The sequence below is a fragment of the Salinispora vitiensis genome (genome assembly GCF_000378825.1).
Lineage (GTDB): Bacteria > Actinomycetota > Actinomycetes > Mycobacteriales > Micromonosporaceae > Micromonospora > Micromonospora vitiensis.
Genome location: NZ_KB900388.1, coordinates 2,763,242 through 2,782,099 on the forward strand (window position 1 = coordinate 2,763,242; position 18,858 = coordinate 2,782,099).

Consider the following 18,858-nt stretch of genomic DNA (forward strand, 5'->3'; position numbering starts at 1 on the left):
TCTCTCGTGACGGGGTTTGTCAGAACTCGAGCCCGGCTTCGCGGGCGGCGTCGGCTAGCGCGGCGACCCGCCCCGCGTACCGGTTGCCACCGCGGTCGAAGACGACCTTGGCGATACCAGCGGCCTTCGCCCGCTCGGCGAGCAGGACGCCGACCTTGCCGGCCAGAACACTCTTGTCGCCCTCGGTGCCCCGCAGCGAGGCATCCAGGGTCGAGGCCGACACCAGGGTGTGACCCTTGGTGTCGTCCACGATCTGGGCGACGATGTGCCGCAGCGAACGGGTGACCACCAGGCGGGGACGCGCGGGCGTCCCACTGACCTGCCGGCGGACCCGGAAGTGCCGGCGCGCCCGCCCGACGGCGCGCTTGGCGGCGACACCGCGGCGACGCTTGAGCAGCGTGGCGCTCACTTCTTACCTGCCTTTCCGGCCTTACGGCGGATCACTTCACCCTGGTACTTCACGCCCTTGCCCTTGTAGGGCTCCGGCGGACGGATCTTCCGGATGTTCGCGGCGACCTCACCGACCAGCTGCTTGTTGATGCCGGCCACGTGGAACAGCGTCGGCTTCTCCACCGAGAAGGTGATGCCCTCCGGCGGCACCACGGTGACCGGGTGCGAGAACCCGAGCGCAAACTCGAGGTCCTTGCCCTTCGCGGTCACCCGGTAACCGGTGCCCGCGATCTCCAGACTCTTCCGGTACCCCTCGGTCACACCGACGATCATGTTGGCGACCAGGGTACGGCTCAGTCCGTGCAGCTCCTTGGCCTTGCGCTCGTCGTTCGGGCGAGCCACGTTCAGCTGCCCGTCCTCCGCCTGCTCGATCGTGATCGGCTCGGCGATGGTGTGCGAGAGTTCGCCCTTGGGGCCCTTGACCGTGACGGTCTGGCCGGCGATCGTGACGTCAACGCCGGCTGGTACCGGGATCGACTTACGTCCAATACGCGACATTTCTACCTGTCTCCCGTTACCAGACGAAGGCGAGGACTTCCCCGCCAACGCTCCGCTTGCGGGCCTGCCGATCGGTGAGCAGCCCCTGGGACGTCGAAATGATCGCCACGCCAAGCCCGCCGAGCACCCGCGGGAGCTCACCCGACTTGGCGTACACCCGGAGGCCGGGCTTGGACACGCGCTTGATGCCGGCCAGGCTCCGCTCGCGGTTCTGGCCGTACTTCAGCTCGACGACCAGTCGCTTGCCGACGGCGCTCTCCTCGGGCTCCTCGACCAACCAGGTGCTGATGTACCCCTCGGACTTGAGGACCTCGGCGATATTCGCCTTGATCTTCGAGTAGGGCATCGTCACCCGGTCGTGGTACGCCTGGTTGGCGTTACGCAGACGCGTGAGCATGTCTGCGATCGGGTCGGTCATCGTCATTAAACTCGTCAACCTTTCTCGCCGGGGTTCCCGGTGCTCCCGGGCCTACGGCGAAGAGACAGTGCAGCTGACGCGCGGAGCGCGCCGGGCAATTACCAGGAAGCCTTGGACACGCCGGGCAGCTCACCGCGGTGGGCCATCTCCCGGATGCAGACCCGGCAGAGACCGAACTTGCGGTAGACCGCCTTCGGACGCCCGCACCGCTGGCAGCGGGTGTACGCGCGAACCGAGAACTTCGGCTTCGCGGCCGCCTTGAGGATCAGCGCCTTCTTGGCCATCTCAGTTCTCCTTGAACGGGAAGCCCAGGAACTTGAGCAGCGCCCGGCCCTCATCGTCGGTCGTGGCGGTGGTGACCACCGTGATGTCCATGCCCCGCTGGCGATCGATCTTGTCCTGGTCGATCTCGTGGAACACCGACTGCTCGGTCAGACCGAACGTGTAGTTACCGTTCCCGTCGAGCTTGCGCCCGTCGAGACCGCGGAAGTCACGGATACGCGGCAGCGCGATGGAGAGCAGCCGGTCCAGGAACTCCCACATCCGGTCGCCGCGCAGCGTGACCTTCGCGCCGATCGGCATCCCCTCCCGCAGCTTGAACTGCGCGATGGACTTGGTGGCCCGCCTGACCTGCGGCTTCTGGCCAGTGATGGTGGCCAGATCGCGGACCGCACCGTCGATCAACTTGGCGTCCCGAGCGGCCTCGCCGACGCCCATGTTGACGACGATCTTGACCAGGCCCGGCACCTGCATCGGGTTGCCGTACTTGAACTGCTCCCGCAGCTGGCCCACGATCTCGTTGCGGTACCGCTCCTTGAGTCGCGGCATGGTCTTGGTTTCGGTAGCCGTGGTCATCACAGGTCCTTACCGGTGCTACGCGCGATGCGGACCTTCTGGCCATTGTCGTCGATCCGGTAGCCGACTCGGGTCGGCTTGCCGTCGGAGTCCACGACCATCACGTTCGAGACGTGGATCGGAGCCTCCTGGGTGACGATGCCACCGGTCTTCGCGCCACGCTGGGTGGTGCTGATGCGGGTGTGCTTCTTGACCCGGTTCACGCCCTCGACCAGGACCTTGTCCTGCCGCGGGTAGGCCGCGATGACCTTGCCCTTGGCGCCCTTGTCCTTGCCGGCGATGACGACGACCGTGTCGCCCTTCTTGACCTTCACGGTCACAACACCTCCGGCGCGAGAGAAATAATCTTCATGAACCGCTTGTCCCGCAGCTCCCGGCCAACCGGGCCGAAGATACGGGTGCCACGCGGATCCCCACCGTCCTTGATGATGACGGCGGCGTTCTCGTCGAAGCGGATGTACGAGCCGTCCGGCCGCCGCTTCTCCTTGGCGGTACGAACGACTACCGCCTTCACGACATCGCCCTTCTTGACACCGGCGCCCGGGATCGCGTCCTTGACGGTGGCCACGATGACGTCGCCGATGCTCGCGTAGCGCCGACCGGAGCCACCGAGCACCCGGATGCACAGGATCTCCCGGGCACCCGTGTTGTCGGCGACGCGCAGTCGCGACTCCTGCTGAATCACGTCTATCTCCTATGTCTGCCGGTTCTCCGGCCGCACCACGGCGGCCGGAGCCTGGCGGAACCTGCGCCCGACCGGAACCGGCCGAGCTCGAGCCTTCGCTACTTGGCCTTCTCGAGGATCTCCACGAGCCGCCACCGCTTGGTGGCAGACAACGGCCGGGTCTCCATGATCAGGACCCGGTCGCCGATGCCGGCCGAGTTCTGCTCGTCGTGGACCTTCAGCTTGCTGGTGCGGCGCATGATCTTGCCGTACAGCCCGTGCTTGACGCGGTCCTCGACCTCGACGACAACCGTCTTGGCCATCTTGTCGCTGACCACGAGGCCCTCACGAACCTTCCGGCGGGCCCGCGTGGTCGCGGTGGTGTTCTCGCTCATCCTGCAGTCACCTCAGTCGGCGCGGCCGAGAGCCCCAGCTCGCGTTCACGCATGATCGTGTAGATCCGGGCGATCTCCCGACGAATGACCTGCAGCCGCCGGTTGTTGTCCAGCTGCCCGGTTGCGGCCTGCACGCGGAGGTTGAACAGCTCCGCCTTAGCCTCGCGCAGCTTCGTGACCAACTCCTCCTCGGAGAGCTCACGCAGCTCGGCGGCCTTAACGCCCGCTGCCATCAGGATTCACCCACTTCGCGTGTAACAATCCGGCACTTCATCGGGAGCTTGTGAATCGCGCGACGCATCGCCTCACGCGCGATCTGCTCGTTGGGGAAGGACATCTCGAAGAGAACCCGCCCCGGCTTCACGTTCGCGACCCACCACTCGGGAGAGCCCTTACCGGAACCCATCCGGGTCTCCGCCGGCTTCTTGGTGAGCGCCTGGTCCGGGAAGATCGTGATCCAGACCTTGCCACCACGCTTGATGTGCCGGGTCATCGCGATACGCGCCGACTCGATCTGGCGGTTGGTCACGTAGGCCGGCTCGAGAGCCTGGATCCCGAACTCGCCGAACACCACCCGGTTACCGCCCTTGGACGCGCCACTGCGGTCCGGGTGGTGCGGCTTGCGGAAGCCCTTCGGGGGCTTGCGCGGCATCAGCATCTGTCAGCCCTCCTGCTGCGTTTCTGCCGGCTGGGTAGCGGCCGACGCGATCGCGCCAGCGTCCACCGACTCGCCGCTCGGCGTCTCGGCCGCCTGCGCGATGGTGGTTGCGGCGGCTCGGCCGGTCTCGGTGCCACCGGCGGTGGTGCCGGACGAACCGGACCTACCCCGACGCGGCCGCTCCGAGCGGTCGCCGCGCTCCCGGCGCGGACGCGACGGAGCCTCGGCCGGGGTCTCCCGGCCCGGTACCGCGTCGCCCTTGTAGATCCAAACCTTCACGCCGATCCGGCCGAAGGTGGTCCGGGCCTCAAAGAAGCCGTACTCGATGTTGGCCCGCAGCGTGTGCAGCGGGACCCGGCCCTCGCGGTAGAACTCGGTCCGGCTCATCTCGGCGCCACCGAGCCGCCCCGAGACCTGCACCCGGATGCCCTTGCAGACCGGGTTCTTCATCGCGGACTGCATGGCCTTGCGCATCGCCCGACGGAAGCTGACCCGGCTGGACAGCTGCTCGGCCACGCCCTGCGCGACGAGCTGCGCGTCCGACTCGGGGCTCTTCACCTCGATGATGTTGAGCTGGACCTGCTTGCCGGTCAGCTTCTCGAGCTTGCCGCGGATCCGGTCGGCCTCAGCACCCTTACGGCCGATCACGATGCCCGGCCGGGCGGTGTGGATGTCGACGCGGACCCGGTCCCGGGTGCGCTCGATGTCAACCTTGGAGATTCCCGCCCGCTCCAGGCCCTTGGACATCATCCGCCGGATCTTGACATCCTCGCCGACGTAGTCCTTGTAGAGCTTGTCCGCGAACCAGCGCGACTTCCAGTCGGTCGAGATGCCGAGCCGGAACCCGTGCGGGTGAACCTTCTGACCCATTACTCGGCACCCTCCGTCTTGCTCTCGGTCGCAGCTGGCGTGGTCTCCTTCGCCGGGGCCGCCTTCTTCGCCGCCGCCTTCGGCGCAGCCGGCGCGACCGCCTCAACCACCACCGTGATGTGACAGGTGCGCTTCCGGATCCGGTACGCCCGGCCCTGGGCGCGCGGCTGGAACCGCTTCATCGTCGGGCCCTCGTCCACGTACGCCTCGCGGACGAGCAGCGCGTCGGGGTCCAGCCGCTCGTTGTTCTCCGCGTTGGCGATCGCGCTCGCGAGTACCTTGTACACCTGCTCGCTCGCGGCCTGTGGCGCGAACTGCAGCACCGTGAGCGCCTCCTTCGCGGGCAGGCCGCGGACGAGGTTGACCACCCGGCGCGCCTTCATCGGCGAGATGCGCACGTACCGCGCAACCGCCCGCGCGCCCGGAAGCACCGGAGCGTCGCCCTTTCCTGGCATCGCTGTAACCCCTTGTTCCTCTATCCGTATGCCCGCGGCGTCAGCGCCGACGGCTCTTCCGGTCGTCCTTCTCGTGACCCTTGAACGTGCGGGTCAGCGCGAACTCGCCGAGCTTGTGCCCGACCATCGCCTCGGTCACGAATACCGGGACGTGCTTGCGTCCGTCGTGCACAGCGATCGTGTGACCCAGCATCTCCGGGGTGATCGTCGAGCGCCGCGACCAGGTCTTGATGACGTTCTTGGTGCCCTTGTCGTTCTGCGTCTCCACCTTCTTGAGCAGGTGGTCGTCGATGAACGGGCCCTTCTTCAGGCTGCGAGGCATCTCTTATCTCCCTCAGCCGCGCTTACGCGTGGCGTAGCGACGGCGGACGATCAGCCGGTCACTCGGCTGGCCCTTACGGCGGGTACGGCCCTCGGGCTTACCCTGCGGGTTGACCGGGTGACGGCCACCAGAGGTCTTACCCTCACCACCACCGTGCGGGTGGTCGACCGGGTTCATGGCCACACCACGGACGGTCGGGCGCTTGCCCTTCCACCGCATCCGGCCGGCCTTGCCCCAGTTGATGTTTGACTGGTCGGCGTTGCCGATCTCACCAATGCTGGCCCGGCAGCGCACGTCAACGCGGCGGATTTCACCGGAGGGCATCCGCAGGGTCGCGTAGGCGCCCTCCCGGCCGAGCAGCTGGATTCCGGTCCCCGCGGAGCGGGCCAGCTTGGCGCCGCCACCCGGACGCAGTTCCACGTTGTGGATGGTCAGACCGACCGGGATGTTCCGCAGCGGCAGGTTGTTGCCCGGCTTGATGTCGGCGCCCGGACCCGACTCGACGATGTCGCCCTGCTTCAGGTCCTTCGGCGCGAGGATGTACCGCTTCTCGCCGTCCCGGAAGTGCAGCAGCGCGATCCGCGCGGTGCGGTTCGGGTCGTACTCGATGTGCGCGACCTTCGCCGGCACGCCGTCCTTGTCGACTCGCTTGAAGTCGATGATTCGGTACTGGCGCTTGTGGCCGCCACCCTGGTGCCGGGCGGTGATCCGGCCATGGGCGTTCCGCCCGCCCTTCTTGGGCAGCGGGGCCAGCAGCGACTTCTCCGGCGTGGACCGGGTGATCTCGGCGAAGTCGGCAACACTCGAGCCGCGTCGGCCCGGCGTCGTCGGCTTGTACTTACGGATAGCCATTGTCTACACCCCTCAGCTGACCGGGCCGCCGAAGGCCTCGATGCGGTCACCGTCAGCCAGCTTCACCATCGCCCGCTTGGTGTCCTTGCGCTTGCCGAACCCGGTCCGGGTCCGCTTACGCTTGCCCACGCGGTTGAGCGTGTTGACCGTCAGGACGCGGACGTTGAAGATCTGCTCGATGGCGATCTTGATCGCGGTCTTGTTCGCGTCCGGGTGCACCAGGAACGTGTACCAGTTGCGGTTCAGCTCGCTGTAGCTCTTCTCAGAGACGACCGGCGCAATGATGATGTCGCGCGGGTCGGCGATCGTGCTCACTTGCCACCCTCCTCGGTGGTCTCAGCGGGAACGCCCAGGAACTCCTCCAGGGCCTCCTTGGTGAAGACCACGTCGTCGGCCAGCAGCACGTCGTACGTGTTGAGCTGGCCGGACTCGATCAGGTGCACCCGCGGCTCGTTGCGCAGCGACACCCAGTTCACCTCATCGGTGCTGCTCAGCACCACCAGCACCCGGCGTGCGTCGGTCAGCTTCGCCAGGGTGGCCAGAGCCGCCTTCGTTGACGGCTTCTCGCCGGCGACGAACGCCTCGACGACGTGCACCTTCTCGGCGCGGGCCCGGTCCGAGAGGGCCCCCCGCAGCGCGGCGGCCTTCATCTTCTTCGGGGTGCGCTGGCTGTAGTCACGCGGCACGGGGCCGTGGACCACGCCGCCCCCGGCGAACTGCGGAGCGCGGATCGAGCCCTGGCGGGCGCGGCCGGTGCCCTTCTGCTTGTAGGGCTTCTTGCCGCCGCCGGCGACCTCGCCCCGCGTCTTGGTCTTGTGCGTGCCCTGTCGAGCCGCCGCGAGCTGAGCAACCACGACCTGGTGCATCAGCGGGATGTTGGCCTGCGCGTCGAAGATGTCAGCGGGCAGCTCGACGGAGCCGGCCTTGGTACCTTCGACGGTGTGGACATCAACGGTGGTCACTTGGCTGCCCCACCCTTCTTCGCCTTGGCCGCAGTGCGAACCAGGACCAGCGCGCCCTTGGGGCCAGGAATGGCACCCCGGACGAGCAGGAGATTGTTCTCGGTGTCAACCGCCTGGACGGTGAGGTTCTGGACGGTGTACCGCACACCACCCATCCGGCCGGCCATCCGGGTGCCCTTGAAGACGCGCCCCGGAGTGGCGCAGCCGCCGATCGAGCCCGGCGAGCGGTGCTTGCGCTCGACACCGTGACTGGCGCGCAGGCCGTGGAAGCCGTGCCGCTTCATCGGGCCGGCGTAGCCCTTGCCCTTGGTCTTTCCGGTCACGTCAACCGAGATACCCGCCGGGAACTCCTCGACCGTGACCTCCTGGCCGAGCGAGTACTCGGCGGCGTCGGTGGTGCGCAGCTCGACGATGCGCCGGCGCGGCGCGACCTCGGCCTTTGCGAAGTGGCCGCTGATCGGCTTCTTGACCTTGCGCGGGTCGATAGCGCCATACGCCAACTGGACGGCCGCGTAGCCGTCCTTTTCCTGGCTACGGACCTGGCTGACGACACACGGGCCGGCCTGCACCACAGTCACCGGGACAACACGGTTGTTGTCCCAGACCTGGGTCATGCCGAGCTTCGCGCCCAGGATCCCCTTGACTTGCCTGTCCATTTGTCCGATCCCTACAGCTTGATCTCGATGTCGACGCCAGCCGGCAGGTCGAGGCGCATGAGCGAGTCGACCGTCTTCGGGGTCGGGTCGATGATGTCGATCAGCCGCTTGTGCGTGCGCATCTCGAAGTGCTCGCGCGAGTCCTTGTACTTGTGCGGCGAGCGGATAACGCAGAAACGGTTGATCTCCGTGGGCAGCGGCACCGGCCCTGCGACCTGCGCCCCGGTGCGCGTCACCGTCTCGACGATCTTCCGAGCCGAGGAGTCGACGACCTCGTGGTCATAGGCCTTGAGCCGGATGCGGATCTTCTGTCCCGCCATAGTGGCTTCTGTTCCTTCTCTCGATGCCGCTGTGTTGCGGACGCCTGCGCCGAGTGGCACCGGGCCCGCTTCGCCGACCCCCGCGGTCGGGCGTGTCGCGCCCTCGGTTCAGAATCCGCCCCGGGATTCCGGAGCGATCCTGCCGCGGTGGGTCATCACGTCGATCGCACTATGGCGATCTAGACGCCGCGCGAGGGTGGTCAGCGACAGAGTCGCTGACCACCCTGCGCCCGACTGGTTCCCCCGCCCGGAGGTTCGGCGCTGCCGAACGCGAACGGGCGAACCATCGTTACGCAACCTGACTAGTATGCCGCACGAGCGGCGGCACACCTAATCGGGGTTACCTAGCTCACTTGATGATCTTGGTGACGCGACCCGCGCCAACCGTGCGGCCACCCTCGCGGATCGCGAACTTGAGGTTCTCCTCCATCGCGACGGGCTGGATCAGCTTCACGGTCATCGTGGTGTTGTCGCCCGGCATGACCATCTCGGTACCCTCGGGGAGGGTAACCACGCCGGTAACGTCCGTGGTCCGGAAGTAGAACTGCGGACGGTAGTTCTGGAAGAACGGCGTGTGGCGGCCGCCCTCCTCCTTGGAGAGGATGTAGACCGTCGCCTCGAACTCGGTGTGCGGGGTGGCGGTGCCCGGCTTGATGACAACCATGCCGCGCTCGACGTCCTCGCGCTTCACACCACGCAGCAGCAGACCGACGTTCTCACCCGCGCGCGCCTCGTCCAGCAGCTTGCGGAACATCTCGATGCCGGTGCAGGTGGTCTTCGTCGACTTCTCACGGATACCGACGAGCTCCACCTCCTCGTTCGGCTTCAGCACGCCACGCTCGGCACGACCGGTGACGACCGTGCCCCGGCCGGTGATCGTGAAGACGTCCTCGATCGGCATCAGGAACGGCTTCTCGGTCTCGCGCTCCGGCTGCGGGATCGAGGTGTCGACCGCGGTCATCAGCTCCATGAGCTTGCCGGCCCACTCCGGGTCACCCTCAAGGGCCTTCAGCGCGGAGACCCGCACGACCGGCAGGTCGTCACCCGGGTACTCCTGCGAGGAGAGCAGCTCACGGACCTCGAGCTCGACGAGCTCAAGGAGCTCCTCGTCGTCAACCATGTCGCTCTTGTTGAGCGCCACGACGATGTACGGCACGCCGACCTGGCGGGCCAGCAGCACGTGCTCGCGGGTCTGCGGCATCGGGCCGTCGGTCGCCGCGACCACGAGGATCGCGCCGTCCATCTGGGCCGCACCGGTGATCATGTTCTTGATGTAGTCGGCGTGCCCGGGGCAGTCGACGTGCGCGTAGTGCCGCGCCTCGGTCTGGTACTCGACGTGCGCGATCGAGATCGTGATACCGCGGGCCTTCTCCTCCGGCGCCTTGTCGATCTCGTCGAACGGCATGTACGGGTTCAGGTCCGGGTACTGGTCGTGCAGGACCTTGGTGATGGCCGCCGTCAGCGTCGTCTTACCGTGGTCGATGTGACCAATGGTGCCGATGTTGACGTGCGGCTTAGTCCGCTCGAACTTCGCCTTCGCCACTGGTGTCCTCCTGTGGACTTTCTTGGTTCGTTCGCCCCGGCGCGCCGGTCGGCGCTTAGGACTCTGTCGACAGCCTTTCCGGCCTGACGGCCGGGAAGCCATTTGCGGGCTCTGCGGCGATGAAGCCTACAGGCCCAGATTCATGCCCTCCGACCGAGGTGGTCGCGGGCGGGAGACCCTCCCGCGACCCGCCCCGGCTCATCAACCGGCTCAGGCGAGTGTCACTCGCCGGTCGCCTTCGCGATGATCTCCTTCGCCACCGAGGACGGGACCTCGGCGTAGGAGTCGAACTGCATGCTGTAGCTAGCCCGGCCCTGGGTCTTCGACCGCAGGTCGCCGACGTAGCCGAACATCTCCGACAACGGCACCAGGGCACGGACGACGCGGGCACCGCCGCGATCCTCCATCGCCTGGATTATGCCTCGACGGGAGTTAATGTCGCCGACGACGTCACCCATGTTCTCCTCTGGAGTGGTGACCTCAACGGCCATCATCGGCTCGAGCAGTGCCGGATCAGCCTTGCGGGCCGCGTCCTTCAACACCATCGAACCGGCGATCTTGAACGCCATCTCGGACGAGTCGACCTCGTGGTACTGACCATCCACCAGCGTCAGCTTCACGCCGACCAGCGGGAAGCCGGCCAGAATGCCGTACTGCATGGCATCCTGCGCACCCGCGTCCACCGAGGGGATGAACTCCCGGGGGATGCGGCCACCGGTGACGGCGTTGGCGAACTCGTAGGTCGGAGCGTCGTTGTCCAGGGGCAGCGGCTCCAGGCTGATGATCACCCGAGCGTACTGGCCGGACCCACCGGTCTGCTTCTTGTGGGTGTACTCGACCTTCTCCACCTTGCGGCGGATGGTCTCGCGGTACGCCACCTGCGGCTTACCGATGTTCGCCTCGACGTTGAACTCGCGGCGCATCCGGTCCACCAGGATGTCCAGGTGCAGCTCACCCATGCCGGAGATGACCGTCTGCCCGGTCTCGTCGTCCAGCTTGACGCGGAAGGTCGGGTCCTCCTCGGCCAGCCGCTGGATGGCGGTGCTGAGCTTCTCCTGGTCGGCCTTGGTCTTCGGCTCGATGGCCACCTCGATGACCGGCTCCGGGAAGGTCATCGACTCGAGGATGACCGGGTTCGCCGGGTCACAGAGGGTGTCACCGGTGGTGGTCTGCTTCAGACCCTGAACCGCGATGATGTCGCCAGCCTTGGCGGAGCCGCGCTCCTCCCGCTTGTTGGCGTGCATCTGGTAGATCTTGCCGATCCGCTCCTTGCGGTCCTTGGTGGAGTTGACCACCTGCGAACCGGTCTCGACCACACCGGAGTAAACCCGGACGTAGGTGAGCTTCCCAAGGTGCTTGTCGGTCTGGATCTTGAATGCGAGACCGGAGAAGGGCTCCGAGGTGGACGGCTTCCGCAGCAGCGGGGTCTCACCGTCGGTCGCGGTGCCCTCGATCGCCGGGACGTCCAGCGGCGACGGCAGGAAGTCGACCACGGCGTCGAGCATCGGCTGGACGCCCTTGTTCTTGAAGGCGGAGCCGCAGAGGACCGGGTTGGCCTTACCGGCGATGGTCGCCCGACGGATGGCGGCCTTGATCTCCTCGACGGAGAACTCCTCGCCCTCCAGGTACTTCTCCATCACCGCGTCGTCGACGTCGGCCAGCGTCTCCATCAGCTTCTCGCGCCACTCGGCGGCGACGTCGGCCAGCTCGGCCGGGATCTCCTCGACCGCGTAGTCCTCGCCCTTCTGGGTTTCCCCACGCCAGGTAAGGGCACGCATTTCGATCAGGTCAACGACGCCGATGTGCTCAGACTCGAGCCCGATCGGGACCTGAAGCACCAACGGGGTGGCCTTGAGCCGGTCCACCATCATCTGGACGCAGCGGAAGAAGTCCGCACCGGTCCGGTCGAGCTTGTTGACGAAGCACATCCGCGGGACGTTGTACTTGTCGGCCTGACGCCAGACGTTCTCCGTCTGCGGCTCCACGCCGGCGACGCCGTCGTAGACCGCGACCGCGCCATCCAGAACCCGCAGCGACCGCTCGACCTCGACCGTGAAGTCGACGTGGCCGGGCGTATCGATGATCTGAATCGTGTGGCCCTTCCACTCGCACTTCGTGGCGGCGGAAGTGATCGTGATACCGCGCTCCTGCTCCTGCGCCATCCAGTCCATGACGGCGGCGCCCTCATGAACCTCACCGATCTTGTAGGTGATACCGGTGTAGAACAGGATTCGCTCGGTGGTAGTGGTCTTACCGGCATCGATGTGCGCCATGATGCCGATGTTGCGTACGTTGGCGAGCGCGTCTGCGGCGGCCACTTCAATCCCTACTTATCGTCGTCTCGACACAACTGGTGTGGTTCCGGCGCCGAGACGGCGCCGGAACCCGGGTGTTACCAGCGGTAGTGCGCGAAGGCCTTGTTGGACTCGGCCATCTTGTGGGTGTCCTCGCGCCGCTTGACGGCGGCACCGAGGCCGTTGCTCGCGTCCAGCAGCTCGTTCATCAGCCGCTCAACCATGGTCTTCTCGCGCCGGGCACGGGCGTAGGTGACCAGCCAGCGTAGGCCCAGGGTGGTAGCGCGGGCCGGACGAACCTCGACCGGCACCTGGTAGGTGGCGCCACCAACCCGACGGCTGCGCACCTCGAGCGTCGGCTTGACGTTGTCCATCGCCCGCTTGAGGGTGACCACCGGGTCGGTGCCGGACTTCTCCCGGCAGCCCTCCAGCGCCGCGTAGACGAGGGTCTCGGCGAGCTGACGCTTGCCGCGCAGCAGGATCTTGTTTACCAGCTGGGTGACCAGCGGCGAGTTGTACACCGGGTCAGCGACCAGCGGCCGCCGCGGAGCGGGTCCCTTACGCGGCATGTCAGCTCTTCTCCTTCTTCGCGCCGTAGCGGCTGCGCGCCTGCTTGCGGTTGCGGACACCCTGGGTGTCCAGCGAGCCACGTACGATCTTGTACCGCACACCGGGGAGGTCCTTCACCCGGCCACCGCGGACCAGCACGATCGAGTGCTCCTGGAGGTTGTGACCGACGCCCGGAATGTAGGCGGTCACCTCGATCTGGCTGCTGAGCTTGACCCGAGCGACCTTACGCAGCGCCGAGTTCGGCTTCTTCGGGGTGGTGGTGTACACCCGGGTGCACACACCCCGTCGCTGCGGGGACCCCTTCAGGGCGGGGGTTTTCGTCTTGGTCGTCTTGGCCTGACGGCCCTTTCGGACCAGCTGCTGAATGGTGGGCACCGGGTTTCTCCGCTCCCTTCGGTCGCCAGCAGGCAACCGCGCCGTCTGCTTCTAGCCGGCCGGATGGACGGCTCTCCTACATTCCAACCAGGGCCACCTGCCGGGGTCCCAGCACCCGCGGTCGGGCGTGTCGCCGATTCGCGGTTTCCCGGTCGTCACTCACGGGCGAAAACCGGGTTTGGTCACCGGCGCGAGGTGGCCGGATCTCTGGCTGTCGTCGTGCACCGCGAGAACACCCACGTAGCGAGATCACAGCGCACACACGAGCTGCCCAGGCACGCCTGGGCACAAGGGGAAAGGGTACCTACCACAACCGCGCAGGTCAAAACTGGGTGGCCAGCGGGTTCGCCCACCGGTCGAGACCGTTCGGCCTGCGCGCCCATGCCGGGCACCTACCGAGTCGAGTGTACCGGCTGCACCTGGCGACGATCCCCCGGCCCTTGCTTCCCAACGCCCACACAATCAACCGCAAACCCGACGATCAGGACCACCCCACGAGCAATGCCAACCCGAGCCCGCCCAGGTTGAGGAGCAGCCCGGCACCACCGCAGCTCACCCCGGCCCAGGCCAGCCCCCGCCCGGAGAACCGGACCGCCGGCGGCGGCGACGGCCGCCGGATCTGCCGCAGCCCGAACAAACCGATACCAACAGCGCCCGCACCGGTAAGGACGCCCAGCATGGCGAAGGCTCCGGCAGCCCACGCACCGTCCCCACCGGCCCCAATCATGCCGATACCGGCCACCGGCAACGAAACCAGAATCGAAACAATCCCCACGACCAGGGACCCCACCGCGAGACCGGAGGTAACCGCCGGTACGTCGAGGTGCACCACCCCGAACGGCGTACCCGGCACCGGATGAATCTGACTCGGCCGACCCAACGCCTCCCGCGGTGGAGGCGGAGACACCACCGGCAGGGGGCCCCAGCCGGGGGTTGAGGTCGGTGGCGTGCCCGCCGGGCCGGACGGCGCTGGCGGCCGGATCCACGGGTCCGGCGTCGGCGCTCCCACCCGGGGCGGAGCGGGCGCGCCCTCCGCTGGCCCCTGCGGCCCACCGGGCGCCGTCGGGTCGTTGCCCTGCGGGCGTGCCGGATCGGTCACGGGTCCTCCAAGTCGGCAGTCGACGCCCAAGCGCCGAACATCGGTCAGGCTACCGCTGCGCGACCAGCGGGCGATGCCCGACTTGGTCAACGCTCGCCACGGTCAGTCCACGTTCGGGGCAAAATCATGGCCATGGGGGGCCTCCGCCAGCCGGATGACACCGATCACCAGCAGGACGGTAACCACGACCATGGTCAGCACCAAGCCGGTCCAGGCCAGTCGCTCCCCGCGCCGCAGCCACGCCGCTCCGGTCAGAAACCCCCCAGACAGGTACGCCTCACGACGCGCCTGCCGCGCCAACACGAGTGCCACGGTGGCCGGCACCACTCCCCCGACGAACAGGCCGGTAAGTGCCCCGAACAGCCCGAGCGCGAAGACCGCCCGCGCCTTGGTCGACCGCACCGGATCTGGGTCCTGCGGGTGCCGGGGCAGCCCCGGCAGCAGGGCGAGCGGGTTGGGCTCGGCAGGGGTGCTCATGCCCCCATCATGCCCGGACCCGGAAAGGAACAGACCTCGAGCCGGTCGCCCGGCGGATCACGAAAGCAGAACCAGATCACTGGCTGGCCGGGGGCCTGACTCAGCTCACCGACCTCGGCCGCACGCTCGACCAGCCACCGCCGGGCGCCCAACGCCGACACACCGAACACGACGCGGCCCCCAGCAATGCCGGGGGCCGCGTCAATCATGGGGTGGTCTAGCGGTACGACCCGAAGTCGAAGTCGTCCAGCGGGACCGCCTGGCCACTGGCCGGCCCGAAGCCGTAATCGGTCTCCGGGTAGCCGGTCATCGAGTAGACCTTGGCCTTCGCCTCCTCGGTCGGCTCGACCCGGACGTTGCGGTACTTGCTGATGCCAGTACCAGCCGGGATGAGCTTACCGATGATCACATTCTCCTTGAGACCGATCAGCGAGTCACTGCGAGCGTGGATCGCCGCGTCCGTCAGCACCCGGGTGGTCTCCTGGAAGGAGGCCGCCGAGAGCCAGGAGTCGGTGGCCAGGGAGGCCTTCGTGATACCCATCAGCACCGGACGGCCAGCGGCAGGCTCGCCGCCCTCGGAGACGAGCCGGCGGTTCTCCGACTCGAACAGCGCCCGGTCCACGAGCACGCCCGGCAGGAACTCGGTCGAGCCGGAGTCGATCACCGTCACCCGCTTGAGCATCTGCCGGATGATGATCTCGATGTGCTTGTCGTGAATGAGCACACCCTGCGAGCGGTAGACCTCCTGGACCTCCTGGGTCAGGTGGACCTGGACCGCACGCGGACCGAGGATGCGGAGCAGCTCGTGCGGGTCGATCGTACCCACCGTGAGCTTCTCGCCAACCTCGACGTGGTCGCCGTCGTTGGCCAGCAGTCGCACCCGCTTCGAGATCTTGTCGTAGGCGATCTCGTCGCTGCCGTCGTCCGGCACCACGATGATCTTCCGGGACCGCTCGCCGTCCTCGATCCGGACCCGACCAGGGGTGTCCGCGATCGGGGCCTTGCCCTTCGGGATACGAGCCTCGAAGATCTCCTGGACCCGGGGCAGACCCTGGGTGATGTCCTCCCCAGCGACACCGCCGGTGTGGAAGGTACGCATCGTCAGCTGCGTACCCGGCTCACCGATCGACTGGGCGGCGATGATACCAACCGCCTCGCCGACATCCACGGTCTTGCCGGTCGGGAGCGAACGGCCGTAGCAGGCCCCGCAGACACCCAGCTTCGACTCACAAGTGAGCACGCTGCGGACTCGTACGGACTCCACCCCGGCGGCGACGATCTTGTCCACCAGAATGGAGTTGATGTCCGCGCCCCGCTCGGCGACGACGGTGCCGTCCGGCCCCTTGATGTCGTCAGCCAACGTACGGGCGTGCACGCTGGTCTCCGCGTGCTCGTGCACGACCAACGAACCGGCCTCGCCGGCAAGCTGGCCCACCTGCATCGGAATGGCCCGGTCGGTGCCGCAGTCCTCCTCGCGGATGATCACATCCTGCGAGACGTCCACCAGACGACGGGTCAGGTAGCCCGAGTCGGCGGTACGCAGGGCAGTGTCCGCCAGACCCTTACGGGCACCGTGCGTGGAGATGAAGTACTCCAGTACCGACAGGCCCTCCCGGTAGGAGGCCTTGATCGGTCGCGGAATGATCTCGCCCTTCGGGTTTGCCACCAGGCCACGGATCGCGGCGATCTGCCGGAGCTGAAGCAGGTTACCGCGGGCCCCCGAGTTGATCATCTTCCAGAGCGGGTTCTCCTGCGGTAGCGCGGTGTCCATCTCCTTGGCGACCTCGTTGGTCGCCTTGGTCCAGATCTCGATGAGCTCACCGCGACGTTCCTCGGCGGTCATCAGACCACGCTGGTACTGCTTGTCGATCCGGTCGGCTTCCTTCTCGTACCGACCAAGGATCTCCCGCTTCCGCGGCGGCGCGAGGACATCCTCCATCCCGATGGTCACGCCGGACCAGGTGGCCCAGTGGAAGCCGGCCTCCTTGAGACCATCCAGGGTGGCCGCGAGGGCGACCTTCGGGAAACGCTCGGCGAGGTCATTGACGATCGCGGAGAGCTGCCCCTTGCGGATCTCGTAGTTCACGAACCGGTAGCCCGGCGGCAGGGTCTCGTTGAACAGAACCCGACCGAGCGTCGTCTCCACCGTGATCGGATCGCCCTCGACCCAGCCCTCCGGCGCGGTCCACGGCTCGCCAGCCGGGCCACTCTCGACCCCGACGAGACCCCGCAGCCGGATCTTCACCGGCGCCTGCAGGTGCAGTTCACCGTTGTCGAAGGCCATCCGGGCCTCGGCATCCGAGCTGAACGCCCGGCCCTCGCCCCGCTCACCCGGGGTGAGGTGGGTTAGGTGGTAGAGACCGATGATCATGTCCTGGGTGGGCATGGTCACCGGCTTGCCGTCCGCCGGCTTGAGGATGTTGTTGGACGAGAGCATCAGGATCCGCGCCTCGGCCTGCGCCTCGGCGGACAGCGGCACGTGGACCGCCATCTGGTCACCGTCGAAGTCAGCGTTGAAGGCGGTGCAGACCAGCGGGTGGATCTGGATCGCCTTGCCCTCGACCAGCTGCGGCTCGAACGCCTGGATACCCAGTCGGTGCAGGGTCGGCGCCCGGTTGAGCAGCACCGGGTGCTCGCCGATGACCTCCTCGAGCACATCCCAGACGACCGGCCGCTGCCGCTCGACCATCCGCTTGGCGGACTTGATGTTCTGTGCGTGGTTGAGGTCCACCAGCCGCTTCATCACGAACGGCTTGAACAGCTCCAACGCCATCTGCTTGGGCAGGCCGCACTGGTGCAGCTTGAGCTTCGGGCCGACGACGATAACCGACCGGCCCGAGTAGTCGACCCGCTTGCCGAGCAGGTTCTGCCGGAACCGGCCCTGCTTGCCCTTGAGCATGTCGGACAACGACTTGAGCGGACGGTTACCCGGACCGGTGACCGGTCGACCACGACGGCCGTTGTCGAACAACGCGTCAACGGCCTCCTGAAGCATCCGCTTCTCGTTGTTAACGATGATCTCGGGAGCACCGAGATCGATCAGCCGCTTGAGCCGGTTGTTCCGGTTGATCACCCGGCGGTAGAGGTCGTTCAGGTCGGAGGTCGCGAAGCGGCCACCGTCGAGCTGCACCATCGGGCGCAGGTCCGGCGGGATGACCGGGACGCAGTCCAGCACCATGCCGAGCGGCGAGTTGCTGGTGTTCAGGAACGCGGCGACCACCTTGAGTCGCTTGAGCGCCCGGATCTTCCGCTGCCCCTTACCGGTACGGATGGTCTCCCGCAGGCTCTCCGCCTCGGTGCCGAGGTCCATGTTCTGGACCAGGGCCTTGATCGCCTCGGCCCCCATCCCGCCGGTGAAGTACTCGCCGAACCGGTCGCGCAGCTCCCGGTAGAGCAGCTCGTCGGTGACCAGCTGCTTCGGCTCCAGCTTGCGGAAGGTTTCCAGCACCTCGTCCAGGCGGTCGATCTCGCGCTGGGCCCGGTCGCGGATCTGGCGCATCTCGCGCTCTCCGCCCTCCTTGACCTTGCGCCGGACGTCCGCCTTGGCGCCCTCGGCCTCCAGCTCGGCGAGGTCGGCCTCGAGCTTGCCCGCCCGCTTCTCGATCTCCGAATCCCGGCTGTTCTCAGACTGCCGCTTCTCGGCGAGAATCTCGTTCTCGATCGTGGCCAGATCCCGGTGACGCGCATCGGCGTCCACACTCGTCACCACGTACGAGGCGAAGTAAATGATCTTCTCGAGGTCCTTGGGGGCAAGATCCAGCAGGTAGCCCAGCCGGCTCGGTACGCCCTTGAAGTACCAGATGTGGGTCACCGAGGCAGCGAGCTCGATGTGCCCCATCCGCTCCCGGCGGACCTTGGACCGAGTCACCTCAACGCCGCAGCGCTCACAGATGATGCCCTTGAAACGGACCCGCTTGTACTTACCGCAGTAGCACTCCCAGTCCCGCTGAGGACCGAAGATCTTCTCGCAGAAAAGCCCGTCCTTCTCCGGCTTGAGAGTGCGGTAGTTGATCGTCTCCGGCTTCTTGACCTCGCCGTGGGACCACTGCCGGATGTCGTCGGCGGTGGCGAGGCCGATGCGCAGCTCGTCGAAGAAGTTGACGTCGAGCACGTTATATCCCTCGT

At 67.1% G+C, this 18,858-nt stretch carries 25 protein-coding genes and 1 pseudogene; all 26 read right to left on the bottom strand.

The features are described from left to right. Positions 1-19: 19 nt before the first annotated feature. The 26 genes and pseudogenes from rplR to SALPAC2_RS0112935 all read right to left on the bottom strand — a co-directional run bounded on the left by rplR (position 20) and on the right by SALPAC2_RS0112935 (position 18,844). Positions 20-409 (bottom strand): 50S ribosomal protein L18, encoded by a 390-nt coding sequence (rplR, locus tag SALPAC2_RS0112810; RefSeq protein ID WP_018217051.1) that lies wholly within the window; start codon positions 407-409, stop codon positions 20-22. Further along, a complete protein-coding gene (rplF, locus tag SALPAC2_RS0112815) occupies positions 406-948 on the bottom strand; it encodes a 50S ribosomal protein L6 (protein WP_018217052.1) in 543 nt (180 codons plus the stop codon). Before rplF ends, rplR begins: the two co-directional genes overlap by 4 nt. A gap of 16 nt (positions 949-964) precedes the next feature. Continuing rightward, positions 965-1,372: a 30S ribosomal protein S8 gene (rpsH, locus tag SALPAC2_RS0112820; RefSeq protein WP_018217053.1), complete on the bottom strand. Its 408-nt coding sequence runs from the start codon at positions 1,370-1,372 to the stop codon at positions 965-967. A gap of 92 nt (positions 1,373-1,464) precedes the next feature. Further along, entirely contained in the window at positions 1,465-1,650 is a 186-nt protein-coding gene (locus SALPAC2_RS0112825; RefSeq protein ID WP_007073023.1) for a type Z 30S ribosomal protein S14, read from the bottom strand. 1 nt (position 1,651) lies between these two features. Further along, complete coding sequence (gene rplE / locus SALPAC2_RS0112830; protein ID WP_018217054.1) at positions 1,652-2,221, bottom strand: 50S ribosomal protein L5; 570 nt, start codon at positions 2,219-2,221, stop codon at positions 1,652-1,654. After that, positions 2,221-2,541: a 50S ribosomal protein L24 gene (gene rplX / locus SALPAC2_RS0112835; RefSeq protein WP_018217055.1), complete on the bottom strand. Its 321-nt coding sequence runs from the start codon at positions 2,539-2,541 to the stop codon at positions 2,221-2,223. Before rplX ends, rplE begins: the two co-directional genes overlap by 1 nt. Next, the gene (rplN, locus tag SALPAC2_RS0112840; protein ID WP_007073026.1) at positions 2,538-2,906 is read right to left on the bottom strand and encodes a 50S ribosomal protein L14; all 369 of its coding nucleotides are present in this window, start codon (positions 2,904-2,906) and stop codon (positions 2,538-2,540) included. Before rplN ends, rplX begins: the two co-directional genes overlap by 4 nt. A 98-nt stretch (positions 2,907-3,004) precedes the next feature. Further along, positions 3,005-3,280, bottom strand: a complete 276-nt coding sequence (rpsQ, locus tag SALPAC2_RS0112845; RefSeq protein WP_018217056.1) for a 30S ribosomal protein S17 — start codon at positions 3,278-3,280, stop codon at positions 3,005-3,007. Next, positions 3,277-3,513 (bottom strand): 50S ribosomal protein L29, encoded by a 237-nt coding sequence (rpmC, locus tag SALPAC2_RS0112850; protein WP_012015118.1) that lies wholly within the window; start codon positions 3,511-3,513, stop codon positions 3,277-3,279. The genes rpsQ and rpmC overlap by 4 nt, the downstream gene beginning before the upstream one ends. Next, the gene (gene rplP, locus SALPAC2_RS0112855) at positions 3,513-3,938 is read right to left on the bottom strand and encodes a 50S ribosomal protein L16 (protein ID WP_007465292.1); all 426 of its coding nucleotides are present in this window, start codon (positions 3,936-3,938) and stop codon (positions 3,513-3,515) included. Before rplP ends, rpmC begins: the two co-directional genes overlap by 1 nt. A gap of 3 nt (positions 3,939-3,941) precedes the next feature. After that, on the bottom strand, positions 3,942-4,808 hold the full coding sequence (rpsC, locus tag SALPAC2_RS0112860) for a 30S ribosomal protein S3 (RefSeq protein ID WP_018217057.1): 867 nt from the start codon (positions 4,806-4,808) through the stop codon (positions 3,942-3,944). Further along, the gene (gene rplV, locus SALPAC2_RS0112865) at positions 4,808-5,263 is read right to left on the bottom strand and encodes a 50S ribosomal protein L22 (protein ID WP_018217058.1); all 456 of its coding nucleotides are present in this window, start codon (positions 5,261-5,263) and stop codon (positions 4,808-4,810) included. The genes rpsC and rplV overlap by 1 nt, the downstream gene beginning before the upstream one ends. A 40-nt stretch (positions 5,264-5,303) precedes the next feature. Further along, the gene (rpsS, locus tag SALPAC2_RS0112870) at positions 5,304-5,585 is read right to left on the bottom strand and encodes a 30S ribosomal protein S19 (protein ID WP_018217059.1); all 282 of its coding nucleotides are present in this window, start codon (positions 5,583-5,585) and stop codon (positions 5,304-5,306) included. 12 nt (positions 5,586-5,597) lie between these two features. Further along, positions 5,598-6,437 (bottom strand): 50S ribosomal protein L2, encoded by an 840-nt coding sequence (gene rplB, locus SALPAC2_RS0112875; protein WP_018217060.1) that lies wholly within the window; start codon positions 6,435-6,437, stop codon positions 5,598-5,600. A 12-nt stretch (positions 6,438-6,449) separates the two neighbouring features. Then, positions 6,450-6,752, bottom strand: a complete 303-nt coding sequence (gene rplW / locus SALPAC2_RS0112880) for a 50S ribosomal protein L23 (protein WP_012015123.1) — start codon at positions 6,750-6,752, stop codon at positions 6,450-6,452. After that, positions 6,749-7,399: a 50S ribosomal protein L4 gene (gene rplD / locus SALPAC2_RS0112885; RefSeq protein ID WP_018217061.1), complete on the bottom strand. Its 651-nt coding sequence runs from the start codon at positions 7,397-7,399 to the stop codon at positions 6,749-6,751. Before rplD ends, rplW begins: the two co-directional genes overlap by 4 nt. Further along, positions 7,396-8,055: a 50S ribosomal protein L3 gene (rplC, locus tag SALPAC2_RS0112890; RefSeq protein ID WP_018217062.1), complete on the bottom strand. Its 660-nt coding sequence runs from the start codon at positions 8,053-8,055 to the stop codon at positions 7,396-7,398. The genes rplD and rplC overlap by 4 nt, the downstream gene beginning before the upstream one ends. An 11-nt stretch (positions 8,056-8,066) precedes the next feature. Then, positions 8,067-8,375, bottom strand: a complete 309-nt coding sequence (gene rpsJ, locus SALPAC2_RS0112895) for a 30S ribosomal protein S10 (RefSeq protein ID WP_007073037.1) — start codon at positions 8,373-8,375, stop codon at positions 8,067-8,069. Positions 8,376-8,724: 349 nt separating this feature from the next. Further along, complete coding sequence (tuf, locus tag SALPAC2_RS0112900; RefSeq protein ID WP_018217063.1) at positions 8,725-9,918, bottom strand: elongation factor Tu; 1,194 nt, start codon at positions 9,916-9,918, stop codon at positions 8,725-8,727. 221 nt (positions 9,919-10,139) lie between these two features. Continuing rightward, positions 10,140-12,236 (bottom strand): elongation factor G, encoded by a 2,097-nt coding sequence (gene fusA, locus SALPAC2_RS0112905; protein WP_018217064.1) that lies wholly within the window; start codon positions 12,234-12,236, stop codon positions 10,140-10,142. Positions 12,237-12,310: 74 nt separating this feature from the next. Then, positions 12,311-12,781 (bottom strand): 30S ribosomal protein S7, encoded by a 471-nt coding sequence (gene rpsG, locus SALPAC2_RS0112910; RefSeq protein ID WP_012015128.1) that lies wholly within the window; start codon positions 12,779-12,781, stop codon positions 12,311-12,313. A gap of 1 nt (position 12,782) precedes the next feature. After that, the gene (gene rpsL, locus SALPAC2_RS0112915; protein WP_007465318.1) at positions 12,783-13,157 is read right to left on the bottom strand and encodes a 30S ribosomal protein S12; all 375 of its coding nucleotides are present in this window, start codon (positions 13,155-13,157) and stop codon (positions 12,783-12,785) included. 481 nt (positions 13,158-13,638) lie between these two features. Continuing rightward, entirely contained in the window at positions 13,639-14,010 is a 372-nt protein-coding gene (locus tag SALPAC2_RS0112920) for a hypothetical protein (RefSeq protein WP_018217065.1), read from the bottom strand. A 348-nt stretch (positions 14,011-14,358) separates the two neighbouring features. Further along, a complete protein-coding gene (locus SALPAC2_RS0112925) occupies positions 14,359-14,733 on the bottom strand; it encodes a hypothetical protein (RefSeq protein WP_018217066.1) in 375 nt (124 codons plus the stop codon). Next, positions 14,730-14,888 (bottom strand): annotated as a pseudogene (locus SALPAC2_RS24750) (VOC family protein); the annotation flags it as partial. The pseudogene SALPAC2_RS24750 and the gene SALPAC2_RS0112925, both read right to left, overlap by 4 nt. Positions 14,889-14,950: 62 nt before the next feature. Beyond that, positions 14,951-18,844, bottom strand: coding sequence for a DNA-directed RNA polymerase subunit beta' (locus SALPAC2_RS0112935; RefSeq protein ID WP_018217068.1), 3,894 nt, complete (start codon positions 18,842-18,844; stop codon positions 14,951-14,953). Between the last annotated feature and the right edge of the window lie 14 nt (positions 18,845-18,858).